This is a genomic window from Pseudomonas sp. HMSC076A11 (assembly GCF_001810205.1).
GTDB classification, from domain to species: Bacteria; Pseudomonadota; Gammaproteobacteria; order Pseudomonadales; family Pseudomonadaceae; genus Pseudomonas; species Pseudomonas aeruginosa.
The window spans coordinates 98,060-122,932 of sequence record NZ_KV800288.1 but is presented as its reverse complement, the minus strand read 5'-3'; the positions used below and the strand labels follow the sequence as shown (position 1 = coordinate 122,932).

Genomic DNA, 24,873 nt, shown 5'->3' with positions numbered 1-24,873 from the left:
ACCACTACCAGCAGACCAAGAACCTGCTGGTGAGTTACGACATCAACCCGCTGGGCTTCTTCTAGTAGGACCCCGGACCGGCCGCGACCGCTCTTTCCCGGAGCGGTCGCGCCGGCTCGTGAAACACGCCGCCGAGGCTGACGGCGGCGCCCCTTCCACCTCCTCGCCAGGCCGATTGCAGAGCGGCTGGCATAGCTATTGCCTGCGTTCACCACGTACAGCACACCACCGGGAAAACCGGGGTCGATAACAACAAGATTGAGGTGAAAAACCCATGTCCCTCGAACAAACCGGCCATGCGCCCGCAACTTCCGGGGTCGACTTCGAAAGCGTCGACGCCGACTACTTCCAACACCGTCAACTGAAGAAAGGCGCCGCCGGCTGGGTCCTGCTGGTCGGGCTCGGCGTCGCCTACGTGATCTCCGGCGACTACGCCGGCTGGAACTTCGGCCTGGCCCAGGGCGGCTGGGGCGGGATGTTCCTCGCCACCCTGCTGATGGCCACCATGTACCTGTGCATGTGCTTCTCGCTCGCCGAACTGTCTTCGATGATCCCTACCGCCGGCGGCGGCTACGGCTTCGCCCGCAGCGCCTTCGGGCCCTGGGGCGGCTTTCTCACCGGCACCGCGATCCTCATCGAATACGCCATCGCCCCGGCGGCCATCGCCTGCTTCATCGGCGCCTACTGCGAGTCGCTGTTCGGCGTCGGCGGCTGGCTGATCTACCTGGTGTTCTACATCGTGTTCATCGGCATCCACATCCTCGGCGCCGGCGAGGCGCTGAAGCTGATGTTCGTCATCACCGCGGTGGCGGCCATCGCCCTCGGCGTGTTCATTGTCGCGATGGTTCCGCACTTCGACTCGGCCAACCTGTTCAACATCCCGCAGACCGCGGCGACCGGCGCCAGCAGCTTCCTGCCGTTCGGCTATGTCGGGGTCTGGGCGGCGATCCCCTACGCGATCTGGTTCTTCCTCGCCGTCGAAGGCGTGCCGCTGGCCGCCGAGGAAACCAAGAACCCCAAGCGCGACCTGCCGCGCGGACTGATCGGCGCCATGTTGGTGCTTCTCGCCTTCGCCGCACTGATTCTGGTCGTCGGTCCCGGGGCCGCCGGAGCCAAGGAGCTGATGGGCTCGGGCAATCCCCTGGTGGAAGCGCTGGAGTCGGCCTACAAGGGTTCGACCTGGATGAGCCAGTTCGTCAACCTGGTCGGCCTGGCCGGGCTGATCGCCAGCTTCTTCTCGATCATCTATGCCTACTCGCGGCAGATCTTCGCCCTCTCCCGCGCCGGCTACCTGCCGCGCAGCCTCTCGCTGACCAACCGCAAGAAGGCGCCGGTACTGGCCCTGGTGGTGCCGGGGGTGATCGGCTTCGGCCTGTCGCTGACCGGCCAGGGCGACCTGCTGATCCTGGTCGCGGTGTTCGGCGCGACCATCTCCTACGTGCTGATGATGGCCGCGCACATCACCCTGCGCATCCGCCGCCCGGACATGCAGCGCCCCTACCGCACCCCTGGCGGCATCCTCACCTCCGGCGTAGCCCTGGCGCTGGCCTGCGTCGCGGTGGTCGCCGGCTTCCTGGTCGACCCGCGGGTCGTGGTCGGCGCGGTGGCGATCTACGCTGTACTGATCGGCTACTTCGCCCTGTACAGTCGGCATCACCTGGTGTCCGGCACCCCGGAAGAAGAGTTCGCCGCGATCCAGGCGGCGGAACAGGACCTGCGCTGAGAGCGACAACGACAAAGCCCGGCCCGCCGCATGGCGAGGCCGGGCACTGGAGACACACATGGCACGTTTCACCCATAGCGTCGGCGGCGAAACCTACCGCTTCGACAGCCTCAAGGACGTGATGGCCAAGGCCAGCCCCGCGCGCTCCGGCGATTTCCTCGCCGGCGTCGCGGCGAGCAACGACGGCGAGCGGGTCGCCGCGCAGATGGCCCTGGCCGACATCCCGCTCAAACACTTCCTCGACGAGGCGCTGATTCCCTACGAGGACGACGAGGTCACCCGCCTGATCATCGACACCCACCAGCGCGACGCCTTCGCCCCGGTGTCCCATCTCACCGTCGGCGGCTTCCGCGACTGGCTGCTCGGCGACGCCGCCGACGAGGCCAGCCTGCGCGCCCTGGCTCCGGGCCTGACGCCGGAAATGGCAGCGGCGGTATCGAAGATCATGCGTGTCCAGGACCTGGTCCTGGTGGCGCAGAAGATCCGCGTGGTCACCCGCTTCCGCAACACCCTCGGCCTTCGCGGCCGGCTCTCCACCCGCCTGCAACCGAACCACCCGACCGACGACCCGGCCGGAATCGCCGCGAGCATCCTCGACGGCCTGCTGTTCGGCAATGGCGACGCGATGCTCGGGATCAATCCTGCCACCGACAGCATGGCCTCGATCTGCGCCCTGCTGGAGATGCTCGACGCGATCATCCAGCGCTACGAGATTCCCACCCAGGCCTGCGTGCTGACCCACGTCACCAGCTCCATCGAGGCGATCAACCGCGGCGTGCCGCTGGACCTGGTGTTCCAGTCGATCGCCGGCACCGAGGCGGCCAATGCCAGCTTCGGCATCAGCCTGAAGATCCTCCAGGAAGGCTACGAGGCCGGGCTCAGCCAGAAGCGCGGCACCCTAGGCAACAACCTGATGTACTTCGAGACCGGCCAGGGCAGCGCGCTCTCGGCCAACGCCCACCACGGCGTCGATCAGCAGACCTGCGAGACCCGCGCCTATGCGGTGGCTCGTCACTTCAAGCCGTTCCTGGTGAACACCGTGGTCGGCTTCATCGGTCCCGAGTACCTGTACAACGGCAAGCAGATCATCCGCGCCGGCCTGGAAGACCACTTCTGCGGCAAGCTGCTCGGCGTGCCGATGGGTTGCGACATCTGCTACACCAACCATGCCGAGGCCGACCAGGACGACATGGACATGCTCCTGACCCTGCTGGGCGTCGCCGGGATCAACTTCATCATGGGCATTCCCGGCTCCGACGACGTGATGCTCAACTACCAGACCACCTCCTTCCACGACGCCCTCTATGCGCGCCAGACGCTGGGCCTGAAGCCGGCGCCGGAATTCGAGGACTGGTTGCAGCGGATGGGAATCTTCACCCAGGCCGACGGGCGCATCCGCTTCGGTGACGAGTTACCGCCGGCGTTCCGCCAGGCCCTGGCGCAACTGGCCTGAGGAGATGCCGATGAACGACAAGCACCTGCCCGACGCCAGCGCCGAGAACCCCTGGCTGCCGCTGCGCCAGCTGACCCCCGCGCGGATCGCCCTGGGCCGCACCGGCACCAGCCTGCCGACCCGCCCGCAACTGGACTTCCAGTACGCCCACGCCCAGGCGCGCGACGCCGTGCACCTGCCCTTCGACCATGCGGCCATCAGCGACGGCCTGCGCCAGCGCGGCCGCGACAGCCTGCTGCTGCACAGCGCCGCCGCCGACCGCCACGTCTACCTGCAACGCCCGGACCTCGGCCGGCGCCTCGACGAGGCCTCGGTGCAACGCCTGCGCGAACACGCCGCCGGCTACGACGGGCAGATCGACCTGGCCATCGTGGTCGCCGACGGCCTCTCCGCGCTGGCCGTGCAGCGTCACACCCTGCCCTTCCTCGAACGCCTGGAGGAACAGGCGCTGGCCGAAGGCTGGTCGCTGTCCCCGGTGGTCCTGGTGGAACAGGGACGGGTGGCGGTGGCCGACGAGATCGGTGAATTGCTGCGGGCGAAGATGAGCGTGATCCTGATCGGCGAGCGTCCCGGCCTCAGCTCGCCGGACAGCCTCGGCCTGTACTTCACCTGGGCCCCGCGGGTCGGCCTCACCGACGCCTATCGCAACTGCATCTCCAACGTCCGCCTGGAAGGCCTCAGCTACGGCATGGCCGCGCACCGCCTGCTCTACCTGATGCGCGAGGCCTGCCGGCGGCAGCTTTCCGGGGTCAACCTGAAGGACGAGGCGGAGGTCCAGGCGCTGGACGGCGAGGCTCCGCGCACCGGCAACTTCCTCCTGGCGAGGGACTGAGCCTCCCGGCCGAAGGATGGGCCGGCGCGCGTCGCCCCTCCTTCGGCCGATTCAAACGTTCGCTTGGATTGCGCTTTCCAGGGAGATTGGGCAGCATCGAAGCGTTGCTGGCATGCAGCCTGCATCGTCCCGGCAGCCCCTTCCCGCAATGCGAGGCCCGTCATGCGAATCGTGCAAGCCACCCTCGAACACCTCGACCTGCTGGCGCCGCTGTTCGTCAAGTACCGCGAATTCTACGGCATGCTCTCCTACCCCGAGTCCTCGCGGAAATTCCTCGAGAAACGCCTGCGCCGCAAGGAGTCGGTGATCTACCTGGCGCTGGCCGACGAAGAAGACCGGCTGCTCGGTTTCTGCCAGCTCTATCCGAGCTTCTCCTCGCTGTCGCTCAAGCGCGTCTGGATCCTCAACGACATCTACGTCGCCGAGGAGGCGCGCCGGCAACTGGTCGCCGACCACCTGCTGCAACACGCCAAGCAGATGGCCCGGGAAACCCATGCGGTGCGCATGCGTGTCTCCACCAGCGTCGACAACGAGGTAGCGCAGAAAGTCTACGAGTCGATCGGCTTCCGCGAAGACCAGGAGTTCAAGAACTACACCCTGCCGATCAGCGACGAACTAAGCTGAAGACAAAGGCACGGCACTTCCCAACCGATCGCTCAGAGCAGAGGCATCCATGGGTTCGCGCACCTGGCACTGGCCCGGCGTCCTGCTCGGCCTGCTCCTCGCCACGGCCGGCGCGCAGGCCGACACCCTGCGCGTGGCGACCCTCGACTGGGCGCCCTACGTCGGCCCCGACCTGCCGGGCAAGGGCCTCGCCAGCCGCATCCTCGACGAAGCCCTGGCCCTCGACGGGCACCGCGCCGAACTGGTGTTCCTGCCCTGGCAACGTGCCCTGAAAGAAGCCGCCGAGGGGCGCTTCGACGCTCTCATGCCGGCCTACCTGTCGCCCGAGCGGCGCGAACTGTTCCACGCCACCATCCCCCTGCTCGACTCGCAACTGGGCTTCTTCCGCCAGCGCGAGCGCCTGCTGCCGGTCAATCCCGCGCATCTGGAAAGCCTGCGTCCGTACCGCATCGGCGTGGTCCGCGGCTACGTCAACCGGGAGGATTTCGACGCCGACCGCAGCCTGACCAAGGACGCGGTGACCAACGACTGGCAGAACCTCGAGAAGCTCCTGCGCGGGCGTATCGACCTGGCCGTGGTCGATCGCTACACCGGCTACCACCTGCTGGCGCGCAACGTGCCGGCGCTGAAGGATCGCCTGGTGTTCATCGAACCGCCGCTGGAGGTCAAGCCGCTCTATGTACTGGTGCCGAAAAGACACGCCCGCGGCGCCGCCCTTGCCGCCAGCCTCGACCGCAACCTGCGCCTGATGCGTCGCAGCGGCCGGCTGGAACAACTGATCGCCGAAGCACACCTCGAACGCAGCGGGCAGACCCGCACGCTGGCCGTCGATCCGTTAACCGGCCAGGCCGACCAGCAGCGCAGCCCCGGCCAGGAGCAGGACCAGGGCCAGCACGCCCCGTTGCAACCGGCGTGGCGCGAAGACCCGCTGGGGATGCGCTAGCGGCTTCTGCAAGGCCAGCCAGAATTCCGACAACGCTTCGAAGCGCCCCTCCGGACGCGGCGCCAGGGCCCGCGCCAATACCCCATCCCAGCCGACCGGCAGGTCCGCCTGACGCTCGCCCAGGGGCTCGTAGCGGCATCCGCCGTCGCTCTCCGGGCAGGCGATCGACGGCCAGCGACCACAGAGCAGCCAATAGAACAGCGCCGCCAGGGCGAACTGGTCGGCCCGGCCATCGAGCGCCTCGCCGCGACGCAACTCCGGCGCCAGCGGCACGCTGTCCGCAGGCAGCGCCTGGCGCGCCACCCCCGGCAGGATCGCCGCCGCCTCGGGGAGGAACAGCAGGCGCCCGCCCTCGTCCAGCAGGATCTGCCGCGGCGCCAGCCACAAGCCCTGTACGCCGCGCCGCTGCAAGGCGCGAACCGCATCGATAAGTTGCTCCAGGAGGACCAGCGCGCATTGCGGTTCCAGCGGCAGGTGCGCTGGCGCCCAATCCAGCAGGCTGCGCATCGGCCAGCGCGGCGGAGCGAACAACTGGAAGGCATGACGACGCAACCGGGGCGACGACAATACTCGCGGCAGGCTCTCCGCACGGCAGCGCCGCAATGCCCATTCGCGCTGCCAGAACGCTTCGTCGGCATCGACCGCCGCGAGCAGCAGCAACGCCTCGCGTCCTTGCTCGTCGCAGGCGCGGAATAGCCGCCCGGGCGGGCCGAACGCGCAAGCTGCCTGCAAGGTCCAGCCATCCACGCAGTCGCCGGGGCACGCCGCGCCCAGCGCTGGCCAGCCGGTATGCCGTGGCGCCGCCGGGGCGCGCTCGAGCGCCCCCGGCAAGACCAGCGCCACCGCCCCCGGCGCATGCAGCAACGGCTGCAGCACGCCCTCCAGGCGCCCCGTGGCCAGCCCCGCACAACGCTCTCCGAGGGCGCGCAGGTCGGCCACTTCGAGCAGCGGCTGGGGCGCCAGCAACAAGGGCTCGCCGGCCACCTGGGTCAGGTTGTGCTGGACCAGCGCCAGCTCCGCGCTGCTACCCAGCGGCTGGCCGCTCCCTCCCAGGCGCTGCAGGCTGCCCTGGCGATAACGCAGCAGGCCGACGGCGCCGCACTGGAGAAAGTGCACGCCTCCGGCATGGACCAGCAGCAACCCCGCCGCCAGCTCGAGCACGCCCGGCTCGCCTTCGCGGCGCCGGCGATAGAGCTGCATGTTCAGCGAAGCCAGGACCTGCCGCGCCGCCTGCGCTTCCGGCCAACCCTCGGGGGTACAGGCGTAGTCGGCGAACAGGGCGTCGAGATGGCCTTCGATGGCCTGCACCACGTTGGCGCAACCGCGTCCCCAGAGCAGCGCCAGGAGAAACGCCGGAGCCCGTCCGGGGCGAGGCGCGAGCCATTCGGCGCGAACCCGCGCGGCCTGCCCCGGGAGGTCGCGCCCGGCGCCCAGGGCGAGACTGAGCGGTGGCTGGGCAAAAGGCTGGAGTGTCATCGCACGCCCTTCCCTGCTAGAAATTTCTCCTGTTCTTGCAGACTTTATGCCGACCAATTTCGGAAAAATTACCGAAACATCCTGCAATCAGTGGTTTTGCCGGGATCGCGACAAACAGCCCCCCACCCATCCGGACGCCCCCCTATAATGGCGGCCCTCTGCCGCTCAACGCGTTGTCTCCGCAGGTTGCTCAATGGACTTCAACCCAATCGATCTGATTCTCCACCTGGATACCTACCTGGCCATGCTGGTCAGCAACTATGGCGTCTGGATCTACGCCATCCTGTTCCTGGTGATCTTCTGTGAAACCGGCCTGGTGGTGACTCCGTTCCTCCCCGGCGACTCGCTGCTGTTCATCGCCGGCGCCATCTGCGCCACCGGCGGCATGGACCCATGGCTGCTCGGCGGGCTGCTGATGGTCGCGGCGATCACCGGCGACAGCACCAACTACGTGATCGGCCGGACCCTCGGCAAGCGGCTGTTCAGCAACCCCGACTCGAAGGTATTCCGCCGCGACTACCTCGACCGCACCCATGAGTTCTACGAACGCCACGGCGGCAAGACCGTGACCCTGGCGCGCTTCCTGCCCATCGTGCGGACCTTCGCGCCCTTCGTCGCCGGCATGGCGAAGATGCACTACCCGCGCTTCGTCATGTTCAGCGTGGTGGGCACCGTGGCCTGGGTCGGCGGCCTGGTGACCCTGGGCTACTTCTTCGGCAACGTGCCGTTCATCAAGAAGAACCTGTCGCTGCTGGTGATCGGCATCATCCTGCTGTCGCTGCTGCCGATGATCCTCGGCTTCATTCGCCATCGCCTGCAGGCGAGCGCCGCCAAACAGGCCAAGGCCCAGAGCGACTGAGCATGTGGTCGTTCCGCGCCTGGCGGCGCCGGCGCCTGCTGGCACGCCACCCGGTGGCCGAAGAGCTCTGGCAGCGGGTACGCCGGCACCTGCCGATCCTCGACGGCCTGGACGCCGACGAGGACCGCCGCCTGCGCGAGCGGGCCGTGCTGTTTCTCGCCGACAAGCACCTGACCGCACTCGCCGGCGTCGATCTCGACGACTTCGGCCGCCTGCTGCTGGCGGCGCAGGCGCAACTGCCGCTGTTGCACCTGCCGGAGCTGAACTGGTACCAGGGCTTCCACGAACTGGTGCTGTATCCCGACGATTTCGTCAGCCCCCAGAAACACCGCGACGCCAGCGGCGTAGTCCATGAATTCGACGACGAACGCAGCGGCGAGACGTCCCTGCAAGGGCCGGTGGTCCTGGCCTGGCCCGGCGTCGTCGGCGGGGGTGGCTGGGATGCCTACAACCTGGTGATCCACGAACTGGCGCACAAGCTGGACATGCTCAACGGCGACGCCAACGGCCTGCCGCCGCTGCACGCCGGCATGCGCATCGGCGACTGGGCGAGCGCCATGCAGGCCGCCTACGACGAGATGAACGCCCTGCTCGACCGCGACCCCGACGCGCAGACCGCCATCGACCCCTATGCGGCGGAAGATCCGGCGGAGTTCTTCGCCGTTACCAGCGAGTATTTCTTCACCGCCCCGGATCTCCTCCACGAGGCCTATCCGGCGGTATACCGGCAGCTCCAGTTGTTCTACCGCCAGGACCCGCTGCAACGCCTGCGCCGCCTGCAGGCCGAGCATCCGGACTACCGCGAGGCGGCGGGCGACACGACTAACGGCTGAATGCCGGTACATGGCATCGACAACCGAATATGCCTATAATCGCGGCCTCTTTTTTGGCCAGAAACCTCTGGAGTCACCCATGAGCTACAGCAAGATCCCGGCCGGCAAGGACCTGCCGAACGACATCTACGTCGCTATCGAGATTCCGGCCAACCATGCGCCGATCAAGTACGAGATCGACAAGGACACCGACTGCCTGTTCGTCGACCGTTTCATGGCCACCCCGATGTTCTACCCGGCCAACTACGGCTTCATCCCGAACACCCTGGCCGACGACGGCGACCCGCTGGACGTGCTGGTGGTGACCCCCTATCCGGTCGCTCCCGGTTCGGTGATCCGCGCGCGCCCGGTTGGCGTCCTGCACATGACCGACGAGGCAGGCGGCGACGCCAAGCTGATCGCCGTGCCGCACGACAAGCTGAGCGTCCTGTACAAGGACGTGAAGGAATACACCGACCTGCCGGCCCTGCTGCTGGAGCAGATCAAGCACTTCTTCGAGAACTACAAGGATCTCGAGAAAGGCAAGTGGGTCAAGGTCGAAGGCTGGGGCAACGCCGACGCCGCCCGCGCCGAGATCACCAAGGCCGTGGCCGCGTTCCAGAAGTAAGCGCGCCTCGCCGAAAAGAAGCCCCGCAGCCGCGGGGCTTTTTCATTCTCCCTCGCCGACCGCCAAGGTCGGTCTCGCCACCCCGCTCCGCTCAGTCGACCGTCGCCACGCTCTCCAACCGATATCCGTAGCCGTAGATGGTCAGCAACTGCCAACCGCGCTCGGCGGTCAGGCCAAGCTTGTTGCGCAGGCGATAGATGTGGGTATCCAGCGGCCGCGAGGACAACACTTCCTCGTGGGGCCAGAAGCGCTCGTAGAGATATTCCCGCGACAACGGCCGTCCCAGGTTGGCGAACAGGCAGCGGGCCAGGCGGTATTCGCGTTCGGTCAGGCTGATCGGCGCGCCGGCCCGGGTCACGGTCAGCTCGGCATCGTCGAAGCTGAGGTCGTTGAAAGTCTGCACCTCATGCTGCGCGGGACGCGTTCCCCCGTGGCGACGCAGCACGGCGGCTACCCGCGCCTTCAGTTCGTTGGGTCGGAACGGCTTGCTGACATAGTCGTCGGCGCCGCTGTTCAACGCTTGCACGATGTCCTGTTCGGCGTCACGGCTGGTCAGCATGATCGCCGGCGGCGGCGCATCCAGATGCTCGCGGCTCCAGCGCAGCAATTGCAGGCCGCTGAGGTCCGGCAACTGCCAGTCGAGGATCAGCAGGTCGAAGGTTTCCCGCTTGAGCTGCTTGAGCAGGTCCTCGCCACGGGCGAAACGGTGCACCGTCCAGGCCTGTTCGCCCTGCGCGGGTATCTGCTGCAAGGTCTGCTCGACCCGGTCCAGTTCGGCCGACTCGTCGTCCAGTATCGCGACACGCATAAAAGCTGGTCCTGTTCAATCGGGCTAACGCCCCTTTTTCGCTCCAGGAACGGCGAATTACGTACAAATCTGAAGAATTGTGACGAATCTCTCTGGTCGCGACCAGCCCTTGATAGCCTGATTCCAAATAGCCATTAAGCGGGACGAAGAGCCCGTGAGCCAGCGCCAGCCTGACCTATCAAGGAGTCGTAGCCATGGGTTTCCGGCCAGTTAGCCAACGTTTGCGTGACATCAACCTGCAGGCCCTCGGCAAGTTTTCCTGCCTTGCCCTGGTCCTCGGCCTGGAATCGGTAAGCCATCCGGCCGGCCCGGTCCAGGCCCCATCGTTCAGCCAGGGCACCGCCAGCCCGTCCTTCGCCACTCCGCTCGGCCTCGACGGCCCGGCCCGCGCCAGGGCCGAGATGTGGAACGTCGGCCTGTCCGGCGCCGTCAGCGTGCGTGACGAGTTGCGCTGGGTGTTTTGAACGCGACGAATCTGAAATAGTGCGGAAGAATCTGAAGAAATATGGCAAATCTCACAGCAGACAAATCGCGCTTGGTAGATTTCCAACCGCTGAGTAGGCCAAGGAGCAAATGGATTGCTCCGACACAGGGATGTGTAAACCCGCTCCGGCGGGCCGTGGAACGAGACCACTCGAACCACAGTCAGGGGTCGGTGACGGACGATCGCCCCAGGCAACCGAGCCAATCCCCCCAGGGCTGGCTTCGACACACGGATGTGTCATCTCCCCTTCCTTGTTCGAATCATCCCCTCCCGCTATCCGGACGCCTCGATCCGCGTCCCACCCTGGATCTGAAAAGGACCTCATCATGAAGCAATACGGAGCAGAGTTCTTCGGCACCTTCTGGCTGGTATTGGGCGGCTGCGGCAGCGCAGTACTCGCTGCCGGCGTACCGGAACTGGGAATCGGCTACCTCGGCGTGGCCCTGGCGTTCGGCCTCAGCGTGCTGACCATGGCCTATGCCATCGGCCCGATCTCCGGCGCACACCTGAACCCCGCGGTATCGGTAGGCCTGTGGGTCGGCGGGCGCTTCCCGGCCAGCCAACTGCTGCCCTATGTCGTCGCCCAGGTCCTCGGTGGCCTCACCGCCGGCGGCGTGCTGTACCTGATCGCCAGCGGCAAGGCCGGCTTCGACCTAGCCGCCGGCTTCGCCTCCAATGGCTACGGCGAACACTCGCCGGGCGGCTACTCGTTGCAAGCCGCGCTGGTCAGCGAAGTGGTACTTACCGGCATGTTCCTGCTGATCATCCTCGGCGCCACCTCCAAGCGCGCGCCGCAGGGATTCGCGCCGATCGCCATCGGCCTGACCCTGACCCTGATCCACCTGATCAGCATCCCGGTCACCAACACCTCGGTGAACCCGGCGCGCAGCACCGCGGTCGCCCTGTACGTCGGCGACTGGGCGGTTTCCCAGCTGTGGCTGTTCTGGGTCGCGCCGATTCTCGGTGCGGTACTCGGCGCCCTGGCCTATCGCCTGATCGGCGACAAGAACGACTGAACCGAAGCGCCTGGCCCAACCGCCAGGCGCTGCGGCCGAGGAAACGACAAGGGAGCCTGCGGGCTCCCGATGTCGTTGCAAGGATTGCGAAACCGGCGCCCGATCAGGCAGATTGCAGCCTGACCGGACCGCCAGCGATACCTGACCCGCCGCCCAGTGAAGCCTATGACAGCCCTCGCCCTTACTTCCCGATCCCTCTTTCCGGCTTGCGCCGCCCTGGCGCTGGGCGGACTGTTGACGCTGCTCGCCGGCTCCGTCGCGGCCGCGCCGGCCAAGACGAAACGGCCGCCGTTCATCGAGCAGGGCGAAACGTGCCTGCCCCAGCCGCTCCCCGCCAGCGTGCTCTATCTCGCCGGCGACGCCTGGAAGCTCGACGCCAAGGGCAACCAGACGCCCCTGGAAGAAGGCATGGACATCGACGAACTGGAAGGCGTCAAGACCTCTCCGACCGCCTTCGTCAGCCTGCTGCTCGGCGACGGCAGCCGCATCGTCCTGCCCTCCAGCTCGGAAGTCACCCTGCACCTCGACGAGGACACCGGCATTCCGCAGATCGCCCTGCGCGCGGGGCAGGTCGAGTCCTATGTCCTGAAGAGAAAGAGCGATCACGACCGCTTCCAGGTGCTGACCCCGGTCGGCGTACTGGGCGTGCGCGGTACCCACTTCCGCGCCCGCACCGAAGACGGCCAGGCGCTGACCGAAGTGCTCGACGGGCGCGTCGCGGTGAACCGCGAGCTGACCAGCGACGACCTGCCGCTCAACGGCAGGCGCCCGGCCCGCAAGGCGGCGCAGGCCGAGCCGGACGAGGACGTGCTGGTCGACGCCCGCCGCGGCCTGAAGGTCAAGCCGCAGGGCAAGCTGACGCCGGTGGACCTGCTACCCGCCCCGCAATTGCGCGGCCAGGGCGGCGAGCACGGCGAGTCGCCGGTTTGGAAGCTCTATCTTGCCCCGCTGCACGGCGCCAAGCGCTACCGTGCCCAGGTAGCCAGCGATCCGGACTTCCTGCGCATCCAGCAGGAGCGTTTCTCGAGCACCCCGGAAGTCAGTTTCAGCGGACTCAAGGCGGCCTTCTACCACGTCCGTCTCTCGGCCTTCGACAACGACGGCCTGGAGGGCGAGACCAGCGTCTACGACATTCTCTACTACCCGCGAGGCGGCAGTGCCCGATAGGGCGCCGGGGCCTCGCCGATGAAAGCGCTCGACCGCCAGGACGAGCCCAGCCAGGCGCAGCGGCTGTTCCGCGGCCTGGTGCGCGAATGGCTGCTGGTCAGCCTGCTGCTCCTTCCGCTCACCGCCGTGCTTTCGCTGAGCAGCGGCCTGCCGCTGAACAACCTGCTCTACGACCGCCTGCGCAACCTCGCCCCGCTGGCCGTCGATCCGCGCATCCTCGTCGTCGCCATCGACGACCGTAGCCTGGAAAGCCTCGGTCGCTGGCCCTGGCCGCGCAGCGTCCACGCCGAGCTGCTGGATCGCCTGGCCGCCGCCGGCGCACGCAGCGTACTGCTCGACGTGATCTTCAGCGAACCCTCCTCCAATCCGGACAGCGACCGCCAGTTGGCAAGATCGCTGTGCCGGGCCGGCAACGTCCTCCTGCCACTGCTGCGCGAAAGCGTGCCACGCTACGGCGAACCGCCACGGGAGATACCGCCGACCGCGCCGCTGGCCGGCTGCGCCGCCGGCATCGGGCATATCAACGTCGAGGCGGACAGCGACGGCACGGTGCGCAGCGTCTACCTGCGCGAAGGACCGCTCGGCCAGCCGCGCCCGCTGCTCGCCTGGCAAGCATTCGCCGATGCCGGCGCCATGCCCATGCCCGGCCTCGACGACATGCGCAACCTGCCCGGCTGGCAGCGTGACCACGCCATCCGCATTCCCTTCATCGGTGCGGACGCGGGCTTCCCCAGCGTGCCCTACGTCAGCGTGTTGCGCGGCGAGGTGCCGGACAGCCTGCTGCGCGACCGCCTGGTCCTGGTCGGCGCCACCGCGCCGGGCCTCGGCGACCGCTATGTCACCCCCCTGTCGGCCAGCCTCGGCACCACGCCGGGGGTGGAGATCCAGGCCAACATCCTCAACGGCCTGTTGCAGCAGCGCACCGCCGTCGACCTGCAACCCTGGCTCGCCGCCCTGCTCTCCGCCGCCGGCGTAGCGCTGCTGCTCGGCCTGATGCTGTTCCGCTCGCGCCACGCCTTGCTCCTCACCCTGGCCTGCGCGGCCCTGGCCCTGGGTCTTTCCTGGGCGCTGCTGCTCAACGGCTGGTGGTGGTCGCCGCTGGCCAGCCTGGTCGGCCTGCTGCTGGCCTACCTGATCTGGAGCTGGCGCCGGCTGAACGCGGTGCTCGCCTATTTCGGCTGGGAACTGGCGCGTCTCGACCGCGAGCCCAAGGTGCTGCCCGAGCGGGCCAGCCCCCCGCGCGCCGGCAACGATCCATTGCAGAACCGCATCGCCGCCCTGGAGCAGGCGGTCAGCCGCACCCGCGACAGCCGGCGGTTCATGGCCGACGGCCTGGAAGGCCTGCCGGTGGCGACCCTGATCTGCGACCCGCAGGGGCAGATCCTGCTGGCCAACCGCAAGGCACGCGACCTGTTCGGCGGCGAGCTGCGCGGCGACGAACTGCGCCAGCGCCTGGCCGAACTCGGCCATCCGAGCCTCGCCGGCGGCGCCCGCCCAACGCTGGAAACCCTGGAAGCCATCGAGTTCCGCGACCATCGGGAACGTGACCTGCGCCTCGACCTGGCGCGCCTGCTGCCGGTCGAAAGCGAAACCGCCATCGGCTGGCTGGTGAGCCTGATCGACCTGAGCGCCGAACGCGATGCCGAGCGCCAGCGCGCCACCCTCCTGCGCTTCCTCTCCCATGACCTGCGCGCGCCGCACTCGGCGATCCTCGCCCTGCTCGACGTCCGCCCCGCCGAGGACGAAGCCGGCCAGCAGGTCTACCGACAGATAGAGCAGCAGGTCCGTCGCGCCCTGGGCCTGACCGACGCCTTCGTGCAACTGGCCAAGGCCGAATCCGACGCCTACCGCTTCGAAGCGTGCATGTTCACCATGTTGGCGATGGACGCCGCCGACCAGCTCTGGCCCCTCGCGCAGCAGAAAGACATCGACCTGCGGCGCGACTGGGACGACGAGCAGGAACCGATGGTCTGGGCCGACCCCGGCCTGCTCACGCGCGCGCTGTTCAACCTGCTGGAGAATGCGGTCAAGTACAGCCCGGCGGGGACCGTCGTCAGCCTGAGCATCCGCCTCGAAGGCGACTGGCTGAGCTGCCGGATTGTCGACCAGGGCAAAGGTATCGCGGCCGCCGAACTACCGCGCCTGTTCAGCCAGTACCAGCGCTTCGCTTCCGCCGAGGGCAGCGCCGGCCTGGGCCTGGGGCTGGCCATGGTCAAGACGGTGATCGACCGGCACGGCGGCAGGATCGGCTGCCAGAGCCAGGTTGGCCAGGGCACCACTTTCGAGATTCGCCTTCCGCTGCTGAAAGGCGAGGAATAACCGCTACTGGCGGAAGTCGGGTCTTCCTCCAACTTGCATTGGTCTCGAAGTTCGGAAGATCCAGGCGGCCGGGCTATTCCGCTTCCCGTCTATCGAAACGGCAACTGCCTTCCCTCGTGAAACTCCGCAGGGGGAATCGACGCGTCCCCAACATAGGCACCAGCGAGCGCGACATGGCCGCGCTCCCACAGCGGAACCAAGGCGCTGCGCCAGCTACAGGGCCGCCCTGGAAGTCTCGATAACTTCCATCTTTTAACGATAGTTCGTAGGAAGTTTCCCAACAATATAAGTAACTAATCTCAAAAAGAGCCCACTGGAAAAACCAGCCAATAACTCCCGGTAATCTACCGCGCTCATGCGATCCCCTACGCATAACAGCAAACGGCTCAACTTCCAGTGAAACCATGATCGACATAGACAGACTGAGCAAACGCTTTTCCGGCCGGACGGTGGTAAACGACTTGAGCTTCCGCATCGACCGGGGAGAGATCGTCGGTCTCCTCGGCCCAAACGGAGCGGGCAAGTCGACCACCCTGAAGATGCTTTCCGGCTTCCTCGCGCCGAGCGCCGGCAGCATACGCATCTTCGGCTTCGACATGCAGGACAAGGCGCGCCAGGCGCAGAAGCTGATCGGCTACCTGCCGGAGAACGCTCCCAGCTACGGAGAAATGACGGTCGAGGGCTTTCTCGCCTTCGTCGCGTCCATCCGCGACTACAGCGGACGGGAAAAACGTCGGCGCATCGACAGCGCCATGGACTGCATGGAGCTGCGGGATGAGCGCAGGAGCATCATCGAAACCCTGTCCAAGGGCTTCAAGCGCCGCGTCGCGCTGGCCCAGGCGATCCTCCACGATCCCGAGCTGCTCCTGCTCGACGAGCCCACCGACGGCCTCGACCCGAATCAGAAGCACCAGGTCCGGCAACTGGTGAAGAACCTCTCGGAAAGCAAGATCGTGGTGATTTCCACGCACATCCTCGAGGAAGTCTCGTTCATGTGCAGCCGCGCCCTGGTGATCAACGGCGGCCGCCTGCTGGCCGACAACACCCCGGGCGAACTCAGGACCCGCAGCCGCTACCACCATGCCGTCAGCCTCAGCATCGAAGCACCGGTAGACCCGCTGGCCATCGCCATGCTCCCCGGCGTCGCCGGTATCGAAGGACGCCCCGACCGGGCCGGCACCCTGACCATCCTGGCCCGCCCCGGCGCGCAGATCCTTCCCGCGCTCAACCGCCTGATCCACGGCAACGGCTGGCGGGTATCCGGGTTGCGTACCGAACACGGCCAACTGGAAGAAGTGTTCCGCCAACTGACCCGAGAAACCCCCGCATGACCGCCATCGGCACCATTTTCAGACGCGAGCTGGGCAGCTACTTCGCCACGCCGCTCGCCTATGTGTTCACCCTGATCTTCCTCGTCCTCTCCGGCGTGGCCACCTTCTACCTGGGCGACTTCTTCGAGCGCGGCCAGGCCGACCTGGCGCCGTTCTTTTCCAGCCTGCCCTGGCTCTACCTCCTGCTGATCCCCGCGCTGGCCATGCGCCTGTGGGCCGAGGAGCGCAAGTCCGGCTCCATCGAGATGCTGATGACCCTGCCCGTCTCCCGCGCCACCCTGGTCACCGGCAAGTTCCTGGCGGCCTGGTTCTGCGCCGGGCTAGCGTTGCTGCTGACCTTCCCGATGCCGCTGACGGTGAACTACCTCGGCTCGCCCGACAACGGCGCGATCATCGCCGGCTACCTGGCCGGCTGGCTGCTGTCCGGCGGCTACCTGGCCATAGGATCCTGCATGTCGGCGCTGGCGAAGAACCAGATCATCGCCTTTGCCCTGACCGTTCTCGTCTGCCTGCTGTTCGTCGGCGCCGGCACTCCCCACGTGCAACAGGCGCTCTCCGGCTGGCTTCCGCAATGGTTGCTGGACGGCATTGCCTCGCTGAGCGTGCTGGTCCGTTTCGAGGCGCTCGGCCGGGGCGTGCTCGACGTCCGCGACCTGGCCTACTTCTGCAGCCTGATCGTCGCCTGGCTGGTCGCCACCACCATCGTCATCGACCTGAAAAAGGCAGCGTAGGAAACATCCATGAAACGAACCCTGTACTCGGGCGTCGGCCTGCTGCTGGTCGGCCTGCTGTTCCTCGCTTTCAACCTGCTGTCCAGCCTGCTGCTGCGCGACCAGCAGTTCGACCTCACCCAGCAGAAGCTCTACACCTTCAGCGCCGGCACCCAGGAAGTCCTCGACAGTCTCGACGAACCGCTCAACCTCTACCTGTTCTTTTCGAAAAGCCGCGCCAGTGACCTACCCGCCCTGCGCAACTACGCCCGCCGCATCGAGGAAGTGCTGGACCTCTATGCACGGCGGAGCCATGGCAATGTCCGACTGTTCGTGATCGATCCCCTGCCATTCTCCGACGACGAGGACCGTGCCGCGCGCTTCGGCCTGCAGGCGCCGCCCATCGGCCCGAATGGCGAAGCCATCTACTTTGGCCTGGCGGCCACCAACCCGACCGACGGCCTCCAGGTGATCCCGTTCTTCTCGCCGGAAGAAGAGCCGCTTCTGGAATACGATCTCAGCCGCCTGGTCCAGGCACTCGCACAGCGGGAACGCACGGTAGTCGGCCTGATGAGCTCGCTGCCGATGACCGGGCAGGCGCCCACCGACGGGCAGCCGGGCAGCAGGCCCTGGGCGATGATGGACAAGCTCTACCAACAGTTCGACATCCGCACCCTGGGGCTCGCCTCGACGGAAATCCCCGCCGACATCTCGGTGTTGATGCTGGTGCACCCCAGGCAATTGTCCAAACAGACCCAATACGCCATCGACCAGTTCGTCCTGCGCGGCGGCAAGCTGCTGGCCTTCGTCGATCCTCTGAGTCTCGCCGATGCGGACGGCGGGAAAGGCTCCGACCTGGCCCCGTTGCTGCGTTCCTGGGGCGTCCAGTTGCGGCCGGATACCCTGCTGGCGGATGCCTCGTTCGCCATGATCAAACCCAACGCCGAACGTCGCCCGGAGCGCAATCCGACCTGGCTGCACCTCCCCGGCGACACGTTCCCCCACGACAACGTGCTGACCACCGGCCTGGAAAGCCTCAACCTCGCCAGCGTCGGCCTGCTCGAACCTCTCGGCGGAGCCTCGACGCGCTTCATTCCGTTGCTGCACAGCTCGGCGCACAGCATGCCGCTGTCGCTGGAGCGCTTCCGCCAATCCTCGACGGAGCAGCTCAACGCCACCCTGGTCCCGACCGGAGAACGCTACGTGCTGGCCGCCAAGGTCGAGGGGCCGGCGACGAGTGCCTTCCCCGCGGACCGCGGGAAGCAAGGCGAAGGCCTGACCGACAGCGCGAACATCCATGTGCTGTTGGTCGCCGATACGGACCTGCTGAGCAATCCGCTCTGGCTCCAGGAACAGCCCGGCCACAACGAGCCGCAGGTATGGGCGGACAACGACCTGTTCGTCGGCAATGCCCTCGACTACCTCTCCGGTTCGGACGCGCTGATCGACCTACGCTCGCGAGGCCATACGAAGCGCCCGTTCACCCGCGTGGAAGCGCTCCGCCGCGAGGCCGGGCTGCGCGCCCAGGAACAGCTCAACGCGCTGCAGCAAAGCCTCAACGACACCGACAGGAACCTGCGCACCTTGCAGCAATCGATGGACGCCGGCGACCAGGAGGTGACTCCGGAAATGGAAGCGACGCTGCGCCGCTTCATCGATGACAAATTGCGCATCCGCCAGCAACTGCGTCAATTGCAGTTCCAGCTGAATGCCGATGTCGAGCGCCTGGGGGAACAGGTGAAACTGGCCAATACGGTCCTGCTGCCGGCACTGCTCACCCTGTTCCTCCTGCTGCATTGGAGCTGGCGCAGCATGCGCCGGAGGAGGGGCTGACATGCGCCTGCGTAACGTAGCGGGACTCGCTCTCGCCCTGGCGCTGTTCGCCGGAATCTTGGGCTGGCTCCACGAACGGCAGCAACCGCCCGCGCAACCGCCTGCGAGCCGCGCCTGGCTGCCAGGGCTGAAACCGCACCAGGTGACCGCGCTGTGCATCGCCACCCCCGGCCAACCGACGATCCGCGCCAGGCGCGATGGCAAGGACTGGACGCTCGCCAGCAAGGACGGCTATCCCGCCTCGGGGGAAACCATCCGGCAGCTGTTGCGCAGCCTGGCCGACGCGCGCCTGCTGGAGGAAAAGAGCGCCTCGCCGGAAAACCGCGAACGCATGGGACTCTCCGACCAGGGCCAGGGCCAGGCCAGCCGGATCACCCTGGAGCGCGGCGACGCGCCGCCGCTGGTCCTGTTGCTGGGCAAGCGCACCTCGCAGGGCGGGCAGTTGGTCAGGCAGGCCGACGATGAGGGGGCCTGGCTGATCGACCGAACGGTCGGCCTGCCGGTCAACGACCTGGCCCTGCTCGACCCTCGGTTGACCGACCTGCCATTCGAACAGTTGCGCGAACTGACCCTGTCCTATGGCAACGGCGTACGGCTGAACATTTCCCGAGCCAGTGAAAAGGACGATGGCATCCGCCTGCGACAGTTCCCATCCAGGCCACAGTTGATGGGCGAGGCGGAAGCCGAGCAGGCCGCACGCCTGTTCGCTGCGCTCAGGCTGCTGGAGGTCGCGCCGGCCAAGGCCTCGCGGCAAAAACCGCTGCTGACCTTCACGCTCAAGAGTTTCGCCGGCGGCACGCTGCAGGGCCAGCTTCTGGAACTGGAGCGCCAGTACTGGTTGCAACTGACCGACAGCAAGGGCTTCGCCGACGGGCAGGTCTCAGCCGTCAAGGGTTGGCGCTACCGCGTGGAGGGTCTGAGTCCGGATACCGCTCCCCCGCCCCAGCTACCCAAGGCATCGCCGGTGAAGAAAAGCAAGCCGGCCAAGCCCTCGTCGCCCAAGTGCTGAGCGCTCTCGCCAGGCGCCGCTCGCAGCCGGCGAAATAGAGCCCCGCGGGATGCTGGGCAGGACCGGCCGAGTTTGCTAGAGTAGCGCCTCCTTCACGAGCCCCGGGTTCGTCGATCTCGAATTCCTAAGGCAGGCGCGGCTTATCAGAAGTAAGCCAACCCCACCCCAGAAAAGCCGGCCACAAGCCGGCTTTTTTAATGCCTCCGCACAACCCCAGCCAATCACCGTTCTCTAGGCCTCCAGAAGCTTGCGGAACAGCCCGGCAAGTGTCGCCTGGCGCTCGAAGCCTATACCAGGCGATTGTGGCAATCCCGCCAATCCCGAGGAAAACGGCAGGGCACCGGCGAAATCGTCGAATGGCCGGAAAGCCGACGGCGTAGCCTCGGCCCAACCCAGGCGCAGGGCCGCCACCAAGTGCAGGCTGAACAGGTAGCCGGCGTGCGGGCGGAAGGCCGCGCGCGGCCAACCCCGGGCGCACAGGTGGTCGAGTATCGCCAGGTAGCCCGGCAGGCCATAGCAATGCACGGGGTCGAACACCAGCACGTCGCGCTCCCGCCGCAAGCCGCCATAGAGATCCAGCAAGCGAGCCTCGGCCAGGGAGAACAAGGCCTCGCCGGCACCGATGGGCCCCGGATAGATATCCGCCACTTCGGCCTGGGTAGGGAAATCGTGGGGGTCGCAGATGTCCTCGAACCACCACAACCCCAGCGGCGCCAGGGCTTTCGCTGCGTCGACCGCGCCCTCCGCGTCGTAGCGGTTCATCGCGTCGACCGCCAGCCGCGAAGCGTCGCCGAGAACCCGCAGCGCCCTGTCGATACGGCGCCGGTCCTGGTCCAGCCCGGCCGCGCCGATCTTGATCTTGGCGTGGGTGTAGCCGAGATCGACGAAGCGCCGCAGTTCCTCTTCCAGGCGTCCCAGGTCGTCGTGCGGATAGGGGTAGCCGCCGCCGGCGTAGACCGGTACGCGCTGCGGATAGTCTTCCGCCAGCCCCAGGCGTCGCGCCAGGAAGCGATGCAGCGGCAGGCCGGCGGCCTTGGCCGCGGCATCCCACAGCGCCATGTCCAGGGCGCCCACCGCGACGCAGCGTTCGCCGTGGCCGCCGGGCTTCTCGTCGCGCATCATCAGGTCCCAGGCTCGCAACGGATCGATGCCACTGCCGTCGTCGCTCGCCAGGCTGTCCGCCGGAGCCCCCAGCAGGCGCGGGGCGAAACGCTCGCGGATCAGCCCGCCCTGGGCGTAGCGCCCTACCGAGGCGTGGCCGTAGCCGACCACACGCCGACCGTCGCGCACGGTATCGGTGAGCACCGCCACCAGGCTGGTGCTCAAACCACCGGTGGCAGCCGCCACGCCGGCGTAACGGGAAAGGGGAATACTGCGTTCCCGGACCTCCTGGATGCGCATCGCCTGTCGGCTCCTCCTCGCTGGACCTCTCTCCACCTTAGCCAAGGCCGCCGCCATGGTCGTCCCGATCGGTCGTAGCGACCTTCCGCCGATTTGCCCGGCCCCCGCCCCTCTGCTAGTGTCGCGGGGTTTTGTACACCTCGCCGAGACTCCCCCGATGGCCCGCAAGAAAACCCTCGATTTCGAACAGTCCCTCACCGAGCTGCAAACCCTGGTGGAACGCCTGGAAAGCGGCGAGCTGTCGCTGGAAGAGTCGCTGGGCGCCTTCGAGCAGGGCATCCGCCTGACCCGCGAATGCCAGACGTCGCTGAGCCAGGCCGAACAGAAGGTTCAGATCCTCCTCGAACGCGACGGCGAGCTCAGCGAAGCGCCGTTCGATGCGGAAGGCGACGAGGCATGATCGCGGCCTACCAGGCGCGCTGCCAGGCGCGCGTCGATGCCGCCCTGGACGCCCTGTTCGTCGCTCCCCGCGAAGAACTGCAACGCCTCTACGAGGCCATGCGCTACAGCGTGATGAACGGTGGCAAGCGGGTTCGCCCGCTGCTCGCCTACGCCGCCTGCGAGGCCCTCGGCGGAGCACCGCAGCGCGCCGACGCCGCGGCCTGCGCGGTGGAGCTGATCCATGCCTACTCGCTGGTCCACGACGACCTGCCGGCGATGGACGACGACGACCTGCGCCGTGGCCAGCCGACCACCCACCGGGCCTTCGACGAAGCCACCGCGATCCTCGCCGCCGACGGCTTGCAGGCGCTGGCCTTCGAAGTGCTCGCCGACACCCGGCGCAATCCGCAGGAACATGCCGTCTGTCTGGAAATGCTCACCCGCCTGGCGCGCGCCGCAGGCTCCGCCGGTATGGTCGGCGGCCAGGCGATCGACCTCGGCTCGGTCGGCGTGGCCCTCGACCAGGCGGCCCTGGAAGTCATGCACCGGCACAAGACCGGCGCGCTGATCGAAGCCAGCGTGCGCCTCGGCGCCCTCGCCAGCGGTCGCGCCGAGCCCGCCGCGCTGGCCGCCCTGGAGCGCTACGCCGAAGCGATCGGCCTGGCCTTCCAGGTGCAGGACGACATCCTCGACGTGGAAAGCGACACCGCCACCCTCGGCAAGACCCAGGGCAAGGACCAGGCGCACAACAAGCCGACCTATCCCGCCCTGCTCGGCCTGGAGGCCGCCAAAGGCTATGCCCTGGAGCTGCGCGACCTGGCCCTGGCCGCCCTCGACGGTTTTCCGCCGAGCGCCGACCCGCTGCGCCAACTGGCCCGCTACATCGTCGAGCGACGCAACTGACCGACGGGTCGTCGGAAGTCCCCGGCAAAGGTAGGGGCTCCCTTGCTTGGGCGCGGCCGGTGCATCAGGTAAACTGCTGGCCTCTCCGGATTGCATAACGACAGCCTGATGCCCAAGACGCTCCATGAGATTCCCCGCGAGCGCCCCGCCACGCCCCTGCTCGACCGCGCCTCTTCGCCGGCCGAACTGCGCCGGCTGGGCGAGGCGGACCTGGAAACCCTGGCCGACGAGCTGCGCCAGTACCTGCTGTATACCGTCGGCCAGACCGGCGGTCATTTCGGCGCCGGCCTCGGCGTGGTCGAGCTGACCATCGCCCTGCACTACGTCTTCGACACTCCGGACGACCGCCTGGTCTGGGACGTCGGCCACCAGGCCTATCCGCACAAGATCCTCACCGAGCGCCGCGAGCTGATGGGCACCCTGCGCCAGAAGAACGGCCTGGCGGCCTTCCCGCGCCGCGCAGAGAGCGAGTACGACACCTTCGGCGTCGGCCACTCCAGCACCTCCATCAGCGCCGCCCTGGGCATGGCCATCGCCGCCCGCCTGCAAGGCAAGGAGCGTAAGTCGGTGGCCGTGATCGGCGACGGTGCGCTGACCGCCGGCATGGCCTTCGAGGCACTCAACCACGCCTCGGAAGTCGACGCCGACATGCTGGTGATCCTCAACGACAACGACATGTCGATCTCGCACAACGTCGGCGGGCTCTCCAACTACCTGGCGAAGATCCTCTCCAGCCGCACCTATAGCAGCATGCGCGAGGGCAGCAAGAAGGTGCTCTCGCGCCTGCCCGGGGCCTGGGAGATCGCCCGGCGCACCGAGGAATACGCCAAGGGCATGCTGGTCCCCGGCACCCTGTTCGAGGAGCTCGGCTGGAATTACATCGGCCCGATCGACGGCCACGACCTGCCGACCCTGGTGGCTACCCTGCGCAACATGCGCGACATGAAGGGCCCGCAGTTCCTCCATGTGGTGACCAAGAAAGGCAAGGGCTTCGCCCCGGCCGAACTGGATCCGATCGGCTACCACGCGATCACCAAGCTGGAAGCTCCCGGCAGTGCGCCGAAGAAGACCGGCGGACCCAAGTATTCCAGCGTCTTCGGCCAGTGGCTGTGCGACATGGCCGCCCAGGACGCGCGCCTGCTCGGCATCACCCCGGCGATGAAGGAAGGTTCCGACCTGGTGGCCTTCAGCGAACGTTATCCGGAACGCTACTTCGACGTCGCCATCGCCGAACAGCATGCCGTGACCCTGGCCGCCGGCATGGCCTGCGAGGGCATGAAGCCGGTGGTAGCGATCTACTCGACCTTCCTCCAGCGCGCCTACGACCAGTTGATCCATGACGTCGCCGTGCAGCACCTCGACGTGCTGTTCGCCATCGACCGCGCCGGCCTGGTCGGCGAGGACGGCCCGACCCACGCCGGTAGCTTCGACATCTCCTACCTGCGCTGCATCCCCGGCATGCTGGTGATGACCCCCAGCGACGAGGACGAACTGCGCAAGCTGCTCACCACCGGCTACCTGTTCGATGGCCCGGCCGCGGTGCGCTATCCGCGCGGCAGCGGCCCCAACCATCCGATCGATCCGGACCTGCAACCGGTGGAGATCGGCAAGGGCGTGGTCCGTCGGCGCGGCGGCAGGGTCGCACTGCTGGTCTTCGGCGTGCAGTTGGCGGAGGCGATGAAGGTCGCCGAAAGCCTCGACGCCACGGTCGTCGACATGCGTTTCGTCAAACCCCTCGACGAAGCCCTGGTACGCGAATTGGCGGGCAGCCACGAACTGCTGGTGACCATCGAGGAAAACGCCGTGATGGGCGGCGCCGGCTCGGCGGTCGGCGAGTTCCTCGCCAGCGAGGGCCTCGAAGTCCCGCTGCTGCAACTGGGCCTGCCCGACTACTACGTCGAACACGCCAAGCCCAGCGAGATGCTCGCCGAATGCGGCCTGGATGCCGCGGGCATCGAAAAGGCGGTACGCCAGCGTCTCGACCGGCAATAGCGCCAAACCCAGCGACAACGGCCGATAACCGCGTTGCGGTTATTCGCCCTACCCCCCAATTGCCGTAGGGCGAATAACGCCACCGGCGTTATCCGCCGATACACCACCATACCGACATACCCCGCCGACTGGCAGCGATAACCGCGTTGCGGTTATTCGCCCTACCCCC

The 24,873-nt window shown here is 67.3% G+C and carries 23 protein-coding genes; 20 read left to right on the top strand and 3 right to left on the bottom strand.

Features of this window, described 5'->3' with window-relative positions; all coding sequences use genetic code 11:
• The 6 genes from HMPREF2716_RS30010 to HMPREF2716_RS10615 all read left to right on the top strand — a co-directional run.
• Positions 1 to 65: hypothetical protein (locus HMPREF2716_RS30010; protein WP_371859581.1), on the top strand; the 65-nt coding region annotated here is incomplete at its 5' end.
• A gap of 209 nt (positions 66 to 274) precedes the next feature.
• Entirely contained in the window at positions 275 to 1,723 is a 1,449-nt protein-coding gene (gene eat, locus HMPREF2716_RS10635; protein ID WP_003093230.1) for an ethanolamine permease, read from the top strand.
• Between the two features lie 58 nt (positions 1,724 to 1,781).
• Positions 1,782 to 3,176, top strand: a complete 1,395-nt coding sequence (locus HMPREF2716_RS10630; protein ID WP_003093232.1) for an ethanolamine ammonia-lyase subunit EutB — start codon at positions 1,782 to 1,784, stop codon at positions 3,174 to 3,176.
• Positions 3,177 to 3,186: 10 nt separating this feature from the next.
• Complete coding sequence (eutC, locus tag HMPREF2716_RS10625) at positions 3,187 to 4,008, top strand: ethanolamine ammonia-lyase subunit EutC (protein WP_003114907.1); 822 nt, start codon at positions 3,187 to 3,189, stop codon at positions 4,006 to 4,008.
• Between the two features lie 162 nt (positions 4,009 to 4,170).
• On the top strand, positions 4,171 to 4,632 hold the full coding sequence (locus HMPREF2716_RS10620; RefSeq protein WP_003093235.1) for a GNAT family N-acetyltransferase: 462 nt from the start codon (positions 4,171 to 4,173) through the stop codon (positions 4,630 to 4,632).
• A gap of 49 nt (positions 4,633 to 4,681) precedes the next feature.
• The gene (locus HMPREF2716_RS10615) at positions 4,682 to 5,575 is read left to right on the top strand and encodes a substrate-binding periplasmic protein (RefSeq protein WP_003102782.1); all 894 of its coding nucleotides are present in this window, start codon (positions 4,682 to 4,684) and stop codon (positions 5,573 to 5,575) included.
• Here HMPREF2716_RS10615 and HMPREF2716_RS10610 read toward each other — a convergent pair.
• On the bottom strand, positions 5,468 to 7,051 hold the full coding sequence (locus tag HMPREF2716_RS10610) for a protein kinase family protein (RefSeq protein WP_003114908.1): 1,584 nt from the start codon (positions 7,049 to 7,051) through the stop codon (positions 5,468 to 5,470). The genes HMPREF2716_RS10615 and HMPREF2716_RS10610 overlap by 108 nt on opposite strands.
• A gap of 193 nt (positions 7,052 to 7,244) precedes the next feature.
• Between HMPREF2716_RS10610 and HMPREF2716_RS10605 the strand changes: the two genes are divergently transcribed.
• From HMPREF2716_RS10605 to ppa, 3 genes are all read left to right on the top strand, one after another.
• Positions 7,245 to 7,910 carry a DedA family protein gene (locus HMPREF2716_RS10605; protein ID WP_003093241.1) on the top strand — a complete coding sequence of 222 codons (666 nt, stop codon included), beginning with the start codon at positions 7,245 to 7,247 and terminating at the stop codon, positions 7,908 to 7,910.
• 2 nt (positions 7,911 to 7,912) lie between these two features.
• Entirely contained in the window at positions 7,913 to 8,743 is an 831-nt protein-coding gene (locus HMPREF2716_RS10600; protein WP_003093244.1) for a M90 family metallopeptidase, read from the top strand.
• A 79-nt stretch (positions 8,744 to 8,822) separates the two neighbouring features.
• The gene (gene ppa / locus HMPREF2716_RS10595) at positions 8,823 to 9,350 is read left to right on the top strand and encodes an inorganic diphosphatase (protein WP_003093248.1); all 528 of its coding nucleotides are present in this window, start codon (positions 8,823 to 8,825) and stop codon (positions 9,348 to 9,350) included.
• A 91-nt stretch (positions 9,351 to 9,441) separates the two neighbouring features.
• On the opposite strand, the gene HMPREF2716_RS10590 is transcribed toward ppa, so the two are convergent.
• Positions 9,442 to 10,158 carry a response regulator transcription factor gene (locus HMPREF2716_RS10590; protein WP_003093250.1) on the bottom strand — a complete coding sequence of 239 codons (717 nt, stop codon included), beginning with the start codon at positions 10,156 to 10,158 and terminating at the stop codon, positions 9,442 to 9,444.
• Positions 10,159 to 10,352: 194 nt separating this feature from the next.
• On the opposite strand from HMPREF2716_RS10590, the gene mucE reads away from it, so the two are divergent.
• The 8 genes from mucE (at position 10,353) to HMPREF2716_RS10550 (ending at position 20,027) form a co-directional block, all read left to right on the top strand.
• Complete coding sequence (gene mucE / locus HMPREF2716_RS10585; protein WP_003093256.1) at positions 10,353 to 10,622, top strand: mucoid induction factor MucE; 270 nt, start codon at positions 10,353 to 10,355, stop codon at positions 10,620 to 10,622.
• Positions 10,623 to 10,968: 346 nt separating this feature from the next.
• Entirely contained in the window at positions 10,969 to 11,658 is a 690-nt protein-coding gene (gene aqpZ / locus HMPREF2716_RS10580; protein WP_003161597.1) for an aquaporin Z, read from the top strand.
• Positions 11,659 to 11,823: 165 nt separating this feature from the next.
• Positions 11,824 to 12,825: a FecR family protein gene (locus HMPREF2716_RS10575; RefSeq protein WP_003110517.1), complete on the top strand. Its 1,002-nt coding sequence runs from the start codon at positions 11,824 to 11,826 to the stop codon at positions 12,823 to 12,825.
• Positions 12,826 to 12,843: 18 nt separating this feature from the next.
• Positions 12,844 to 15,144 carry a CHASE2 domain-containing protein gene (locus tag HMPREF2716_RS10570; protein ID WP_043494786.1) on the top strand — a complete coding sequence of 767 codons (2,301 nt, stop codon included), beginning with the start codon at positions 12,844 to 12,846 and terminating at the stop codon, positions 15,142 to 15,144.
• A 404-nt stretch (positions 15,145 to 15,548) separates the two neighbouring features.
• Entirely contained in the window at positions 15,549 to 16,475 is a 927-nt protein-coding gene (locus HMPREF2716_RS10565) for an ABC transporter ATP-binding protein (protein ID WP_003093264.1), read from the top strand.
• Positions 16,472 to 17,206: an ABC transporter permease subunit gene (locus HMPREF2716_RS10560; RefSeq protein WP_003093267.1), complete on the top strand. Its 735-nt coding sequence runs from the start codon at positions 16,472 to 16,474 to the stop codon at positions 17,204 to 17,206. Before HMPREF2716_RS10565 ends, HMPREF2716_RS10560 begins: the two co-directional genes overlap by 4 nt.
• A gap of 9 nt (positions 17,207 to 17,215) precedes the next feature.
• Positions 17,216 to 19,018 carry a GldG family protein gene (locus HMPREF2716_RS10555; protein WP_043494783.1) on the top strand — a complete coding sequence of 601 codons (1,803 nt, stop codon included), beginning with the start codon at positions 17,216 to 17,218 and terminating at the stop codon, positions 19,016 to 19,018.
• Between the two features lies 1 nt (position 19,019).
• The gene (locus tag HMPREF2716_RS10550; RefSeq protein WP_043494780.1) at positions 19,020 to 20,027 is read left to right on the top strand and encodes a DUF4340 domain-containing protein; all 1,008 of its coding nucleotides are present in this window, start codon (positions 19,020 to 19,022) and stop codon (positions 20,025 to 20,027) included.
• A gap of 231 nt (positions 20,028 to 20,258) precedes the next feature.
• Here the strand turns inward: HMPREF2716_RS10550 and HMPREF2716_RS10545 are convergent, their stop codons facing one another.
• Positions 20,259 to 21,428: a mandelate racemase/muconate lactonizing enzyme family protein gene (locus HMPREF2716_RS10545; protein WP_003121961.1), complete on the bottom strand. Its 1,170-nt coding sequence runs from the start codon at positions 21,426 to 21,428 to the stop codon at positions 20,259 to 20,261.
• A 157-nt stretch (positions 21,429 to 21,585) separates the two neighbouring features.
• Between HMPREF2716_RS10545 and HMPREF2716_RS10540 the strand changes: the two genes are divergently transcribed.
• From HMPREF2716_RS10540 to dxs, 3 genes are all read left to right on the top strand, one after another.
• A complete protein-coding gene (locus tag HMPREF2716_RS10540) occupies positions 21,586 to 21,828 on the top strand; it encodes an exodeoxyribonuclease VII small subunit (protein WP_003093283.1) in 243 nt (80 codons plus the stop codon).
• Complete coding sequence (locus tag HMPREF2716_RS10535; protein WP_003093289.1) at positions 21,825 to 22,712, top strand: polyprenyl synthetase family protein; 888 nt, start codon at positions 21,825 to 21,827, stop codon at positions 22,710 to 22,712. Before HMPREF2716_RS10540 ends, HMPREF2716_RS10535 begins: the two co-directional genes overlap by 4 nt.
• A gap of 108 nt (positions 22,713 to 22,820) precedes the next feature.
• The gene (dxs, locus tag HMPREF2716_RS10530; RefSeq protein ID WP_003102816.1) at positions 22,821 to 24,704 is read left to right on the top strand and encodes a 1-deoxy-D-xylulose-5-phosphate synthase; all 1,884 of its coding nucleotides are present in this window, start codon (positions 22,821 to 22,823) and stop codon (positions 24,702 to 24,704) included.
• Positions 24,705 to 24,873: the final 169 nt, after the last annotated feature.

Bases quoted from the DNA above. Each gene is read 5' to 3' on its own strand.
- HMPREF2716_RS10605 (WP_003093241.1), top strand. From the start codon at position 7,245: ATGGACTTCAACCCAATCGATCTGATTCTCCACCTGGATACCTACCTG.
- eat (WP_003093230.1), top strand. From the start codon at position 275: ATGTCCCTCGAACAAACCGGCCATGCGCCCGCAACTTCCGGGGTCGAC.
- HMPREF2716_RS10540 (WP_003093283.1), top strand. From the start codon at position 21,586: ATGGCCCGCAAGAAAACCCTCGATTTCGAACAGTCCCTCACCGAGCTG.
- aqpZ (WP_003161597.1), top strand. From the start codon at position 10,969: ATGAAGCAATACGGAGCAGAGTTCTTCGGCACCTTCTGGCTGGTATTG.
- HMPREF2716_RS10590 (WP_003093250.1), bottom strand. From the start codon at position 10,158: ATGCGTGTCGCGATACTGGACGACGAGTCGGCCGAACTGGACCGGGTC.
- eutC (WP_003114907.1), top strand. From the start codon at position 3,187: ATGAACGACAAGCACCTGCCCGACGCCAGCGCCGAGAACCCCTGGCTG.
- mucE (WP_003093256.1), top strand. From the start codon at position 10,353: ATGGGTTTCCGGCCAGTTAGCCAACGTTTGCGTGACATCAACCTGCAG.
- dxs (WP_003102816.1), top strand. From the start codon at position 22,821: ATGCCCAAGACGCTCCATGAGATTCCCCGCGAGCGCCCCGCCACGCCC.
- ppa (WP_003093248.1), top strand. From the start codon at position 8,823: ATGAGCTACAGCAAGATCCCGGCCGGCAAGGACCTGCCGAACGACATC.
- HMPREF2716_RS10560 (WP_003093267.1), top strand. From the start codon at position 16,472: ATGACCGCCATCGGCACCATTTTCAGACGCGAGCTGGGCAGCTACTTC.
- HMPREF2716_RS10600 (WP_003093244.1), top strand. From the start codon at position 7,913: ATGTGGTCGTTCCGCGCCTGGCGGCGCCGGCGCCTGCTGGCACGCCAC.
- HMPREF2716_RS10535 (WP_003093289.1), top strand. From the start codon at position 21,825: ATGATCGCGGCCTACCAGGCGCGCTGCCAGGCGCGCGTCGATGCCGCC.
- HMPREF2716_RS10620 (WP_003093235.1), top strand. From the start codon at position 4,171: ATGCGAATCGTGCAAGCCACCCTCGAACACCTCGACCTGCTGGCGCCG.
- HMPREF2716_RS10630 (WP_003093232.1), top strand. From the start codon at position 1,782: ATGGCACGTTTCACCCATAGCGTCGGCGGCGAAACCTACCGCTTCGAC.
- HMPREF2716_RS10550 (WP_043494780.1), top strand. From the start codon at position 19,020: ATGCGCCTGCGTAACGTAGCGGGACTCGCTCTCGCCCTGGCGCTGTTC.
- HMPREF2716_RS10575 (WP_003110517.1), top strand. From the start codon at position 11,824: ATGACAGCCCTCGCCCTTACTTCCCGATCCCTCTTTCCGGCTTGCGCC.
- HMPREF2716_RS10565 (WP_003093264.1), top strand. From the start codon at position 15,549: ATGATCGACATAGACAGACTGAGCAAACGCTTTTCCGGCCGGACGGTG.
- HMPREF2716_RS10555 (WP_043494783.1), top strand. From the start codon at position 17,216: ATGAAACGAACCCTGTACTCGGGCGTCGGCCTGCTGCTGGTCGGCCTG.
- HMPREF2716_RS10545 (WP_003121961.1), bottom strand. From the start codon at position 21,428: ATGCGCATCCAGGAGGTCCGGGAACGCAGTATTCCCCTTTCCCGTTAC.
- HMPREF2716_RS10615 (WP_003102782.1), top strand. From the start codon at position 4,682: ATGGGTTCGCGCACCTGGCACTGGCCCGGCGTCCTGCTCGGCCTGCTC.
- HMPREF2716_RS10610 (WP_003114908.1), bottom strand. From the start codon at position 7,051: ATGACACTCCAGCCTTTTGCCCAGCCACCGCTCAGTCTCGCCCTGGGC.
- HMPREF2716_RS10570 (WP_043494786.1), top strand. From the start codon at position 12,844: ATGAAAGCGCTCGACCGCCAGGACGAGCCCAGCCAGGCGCAGCGGCTG.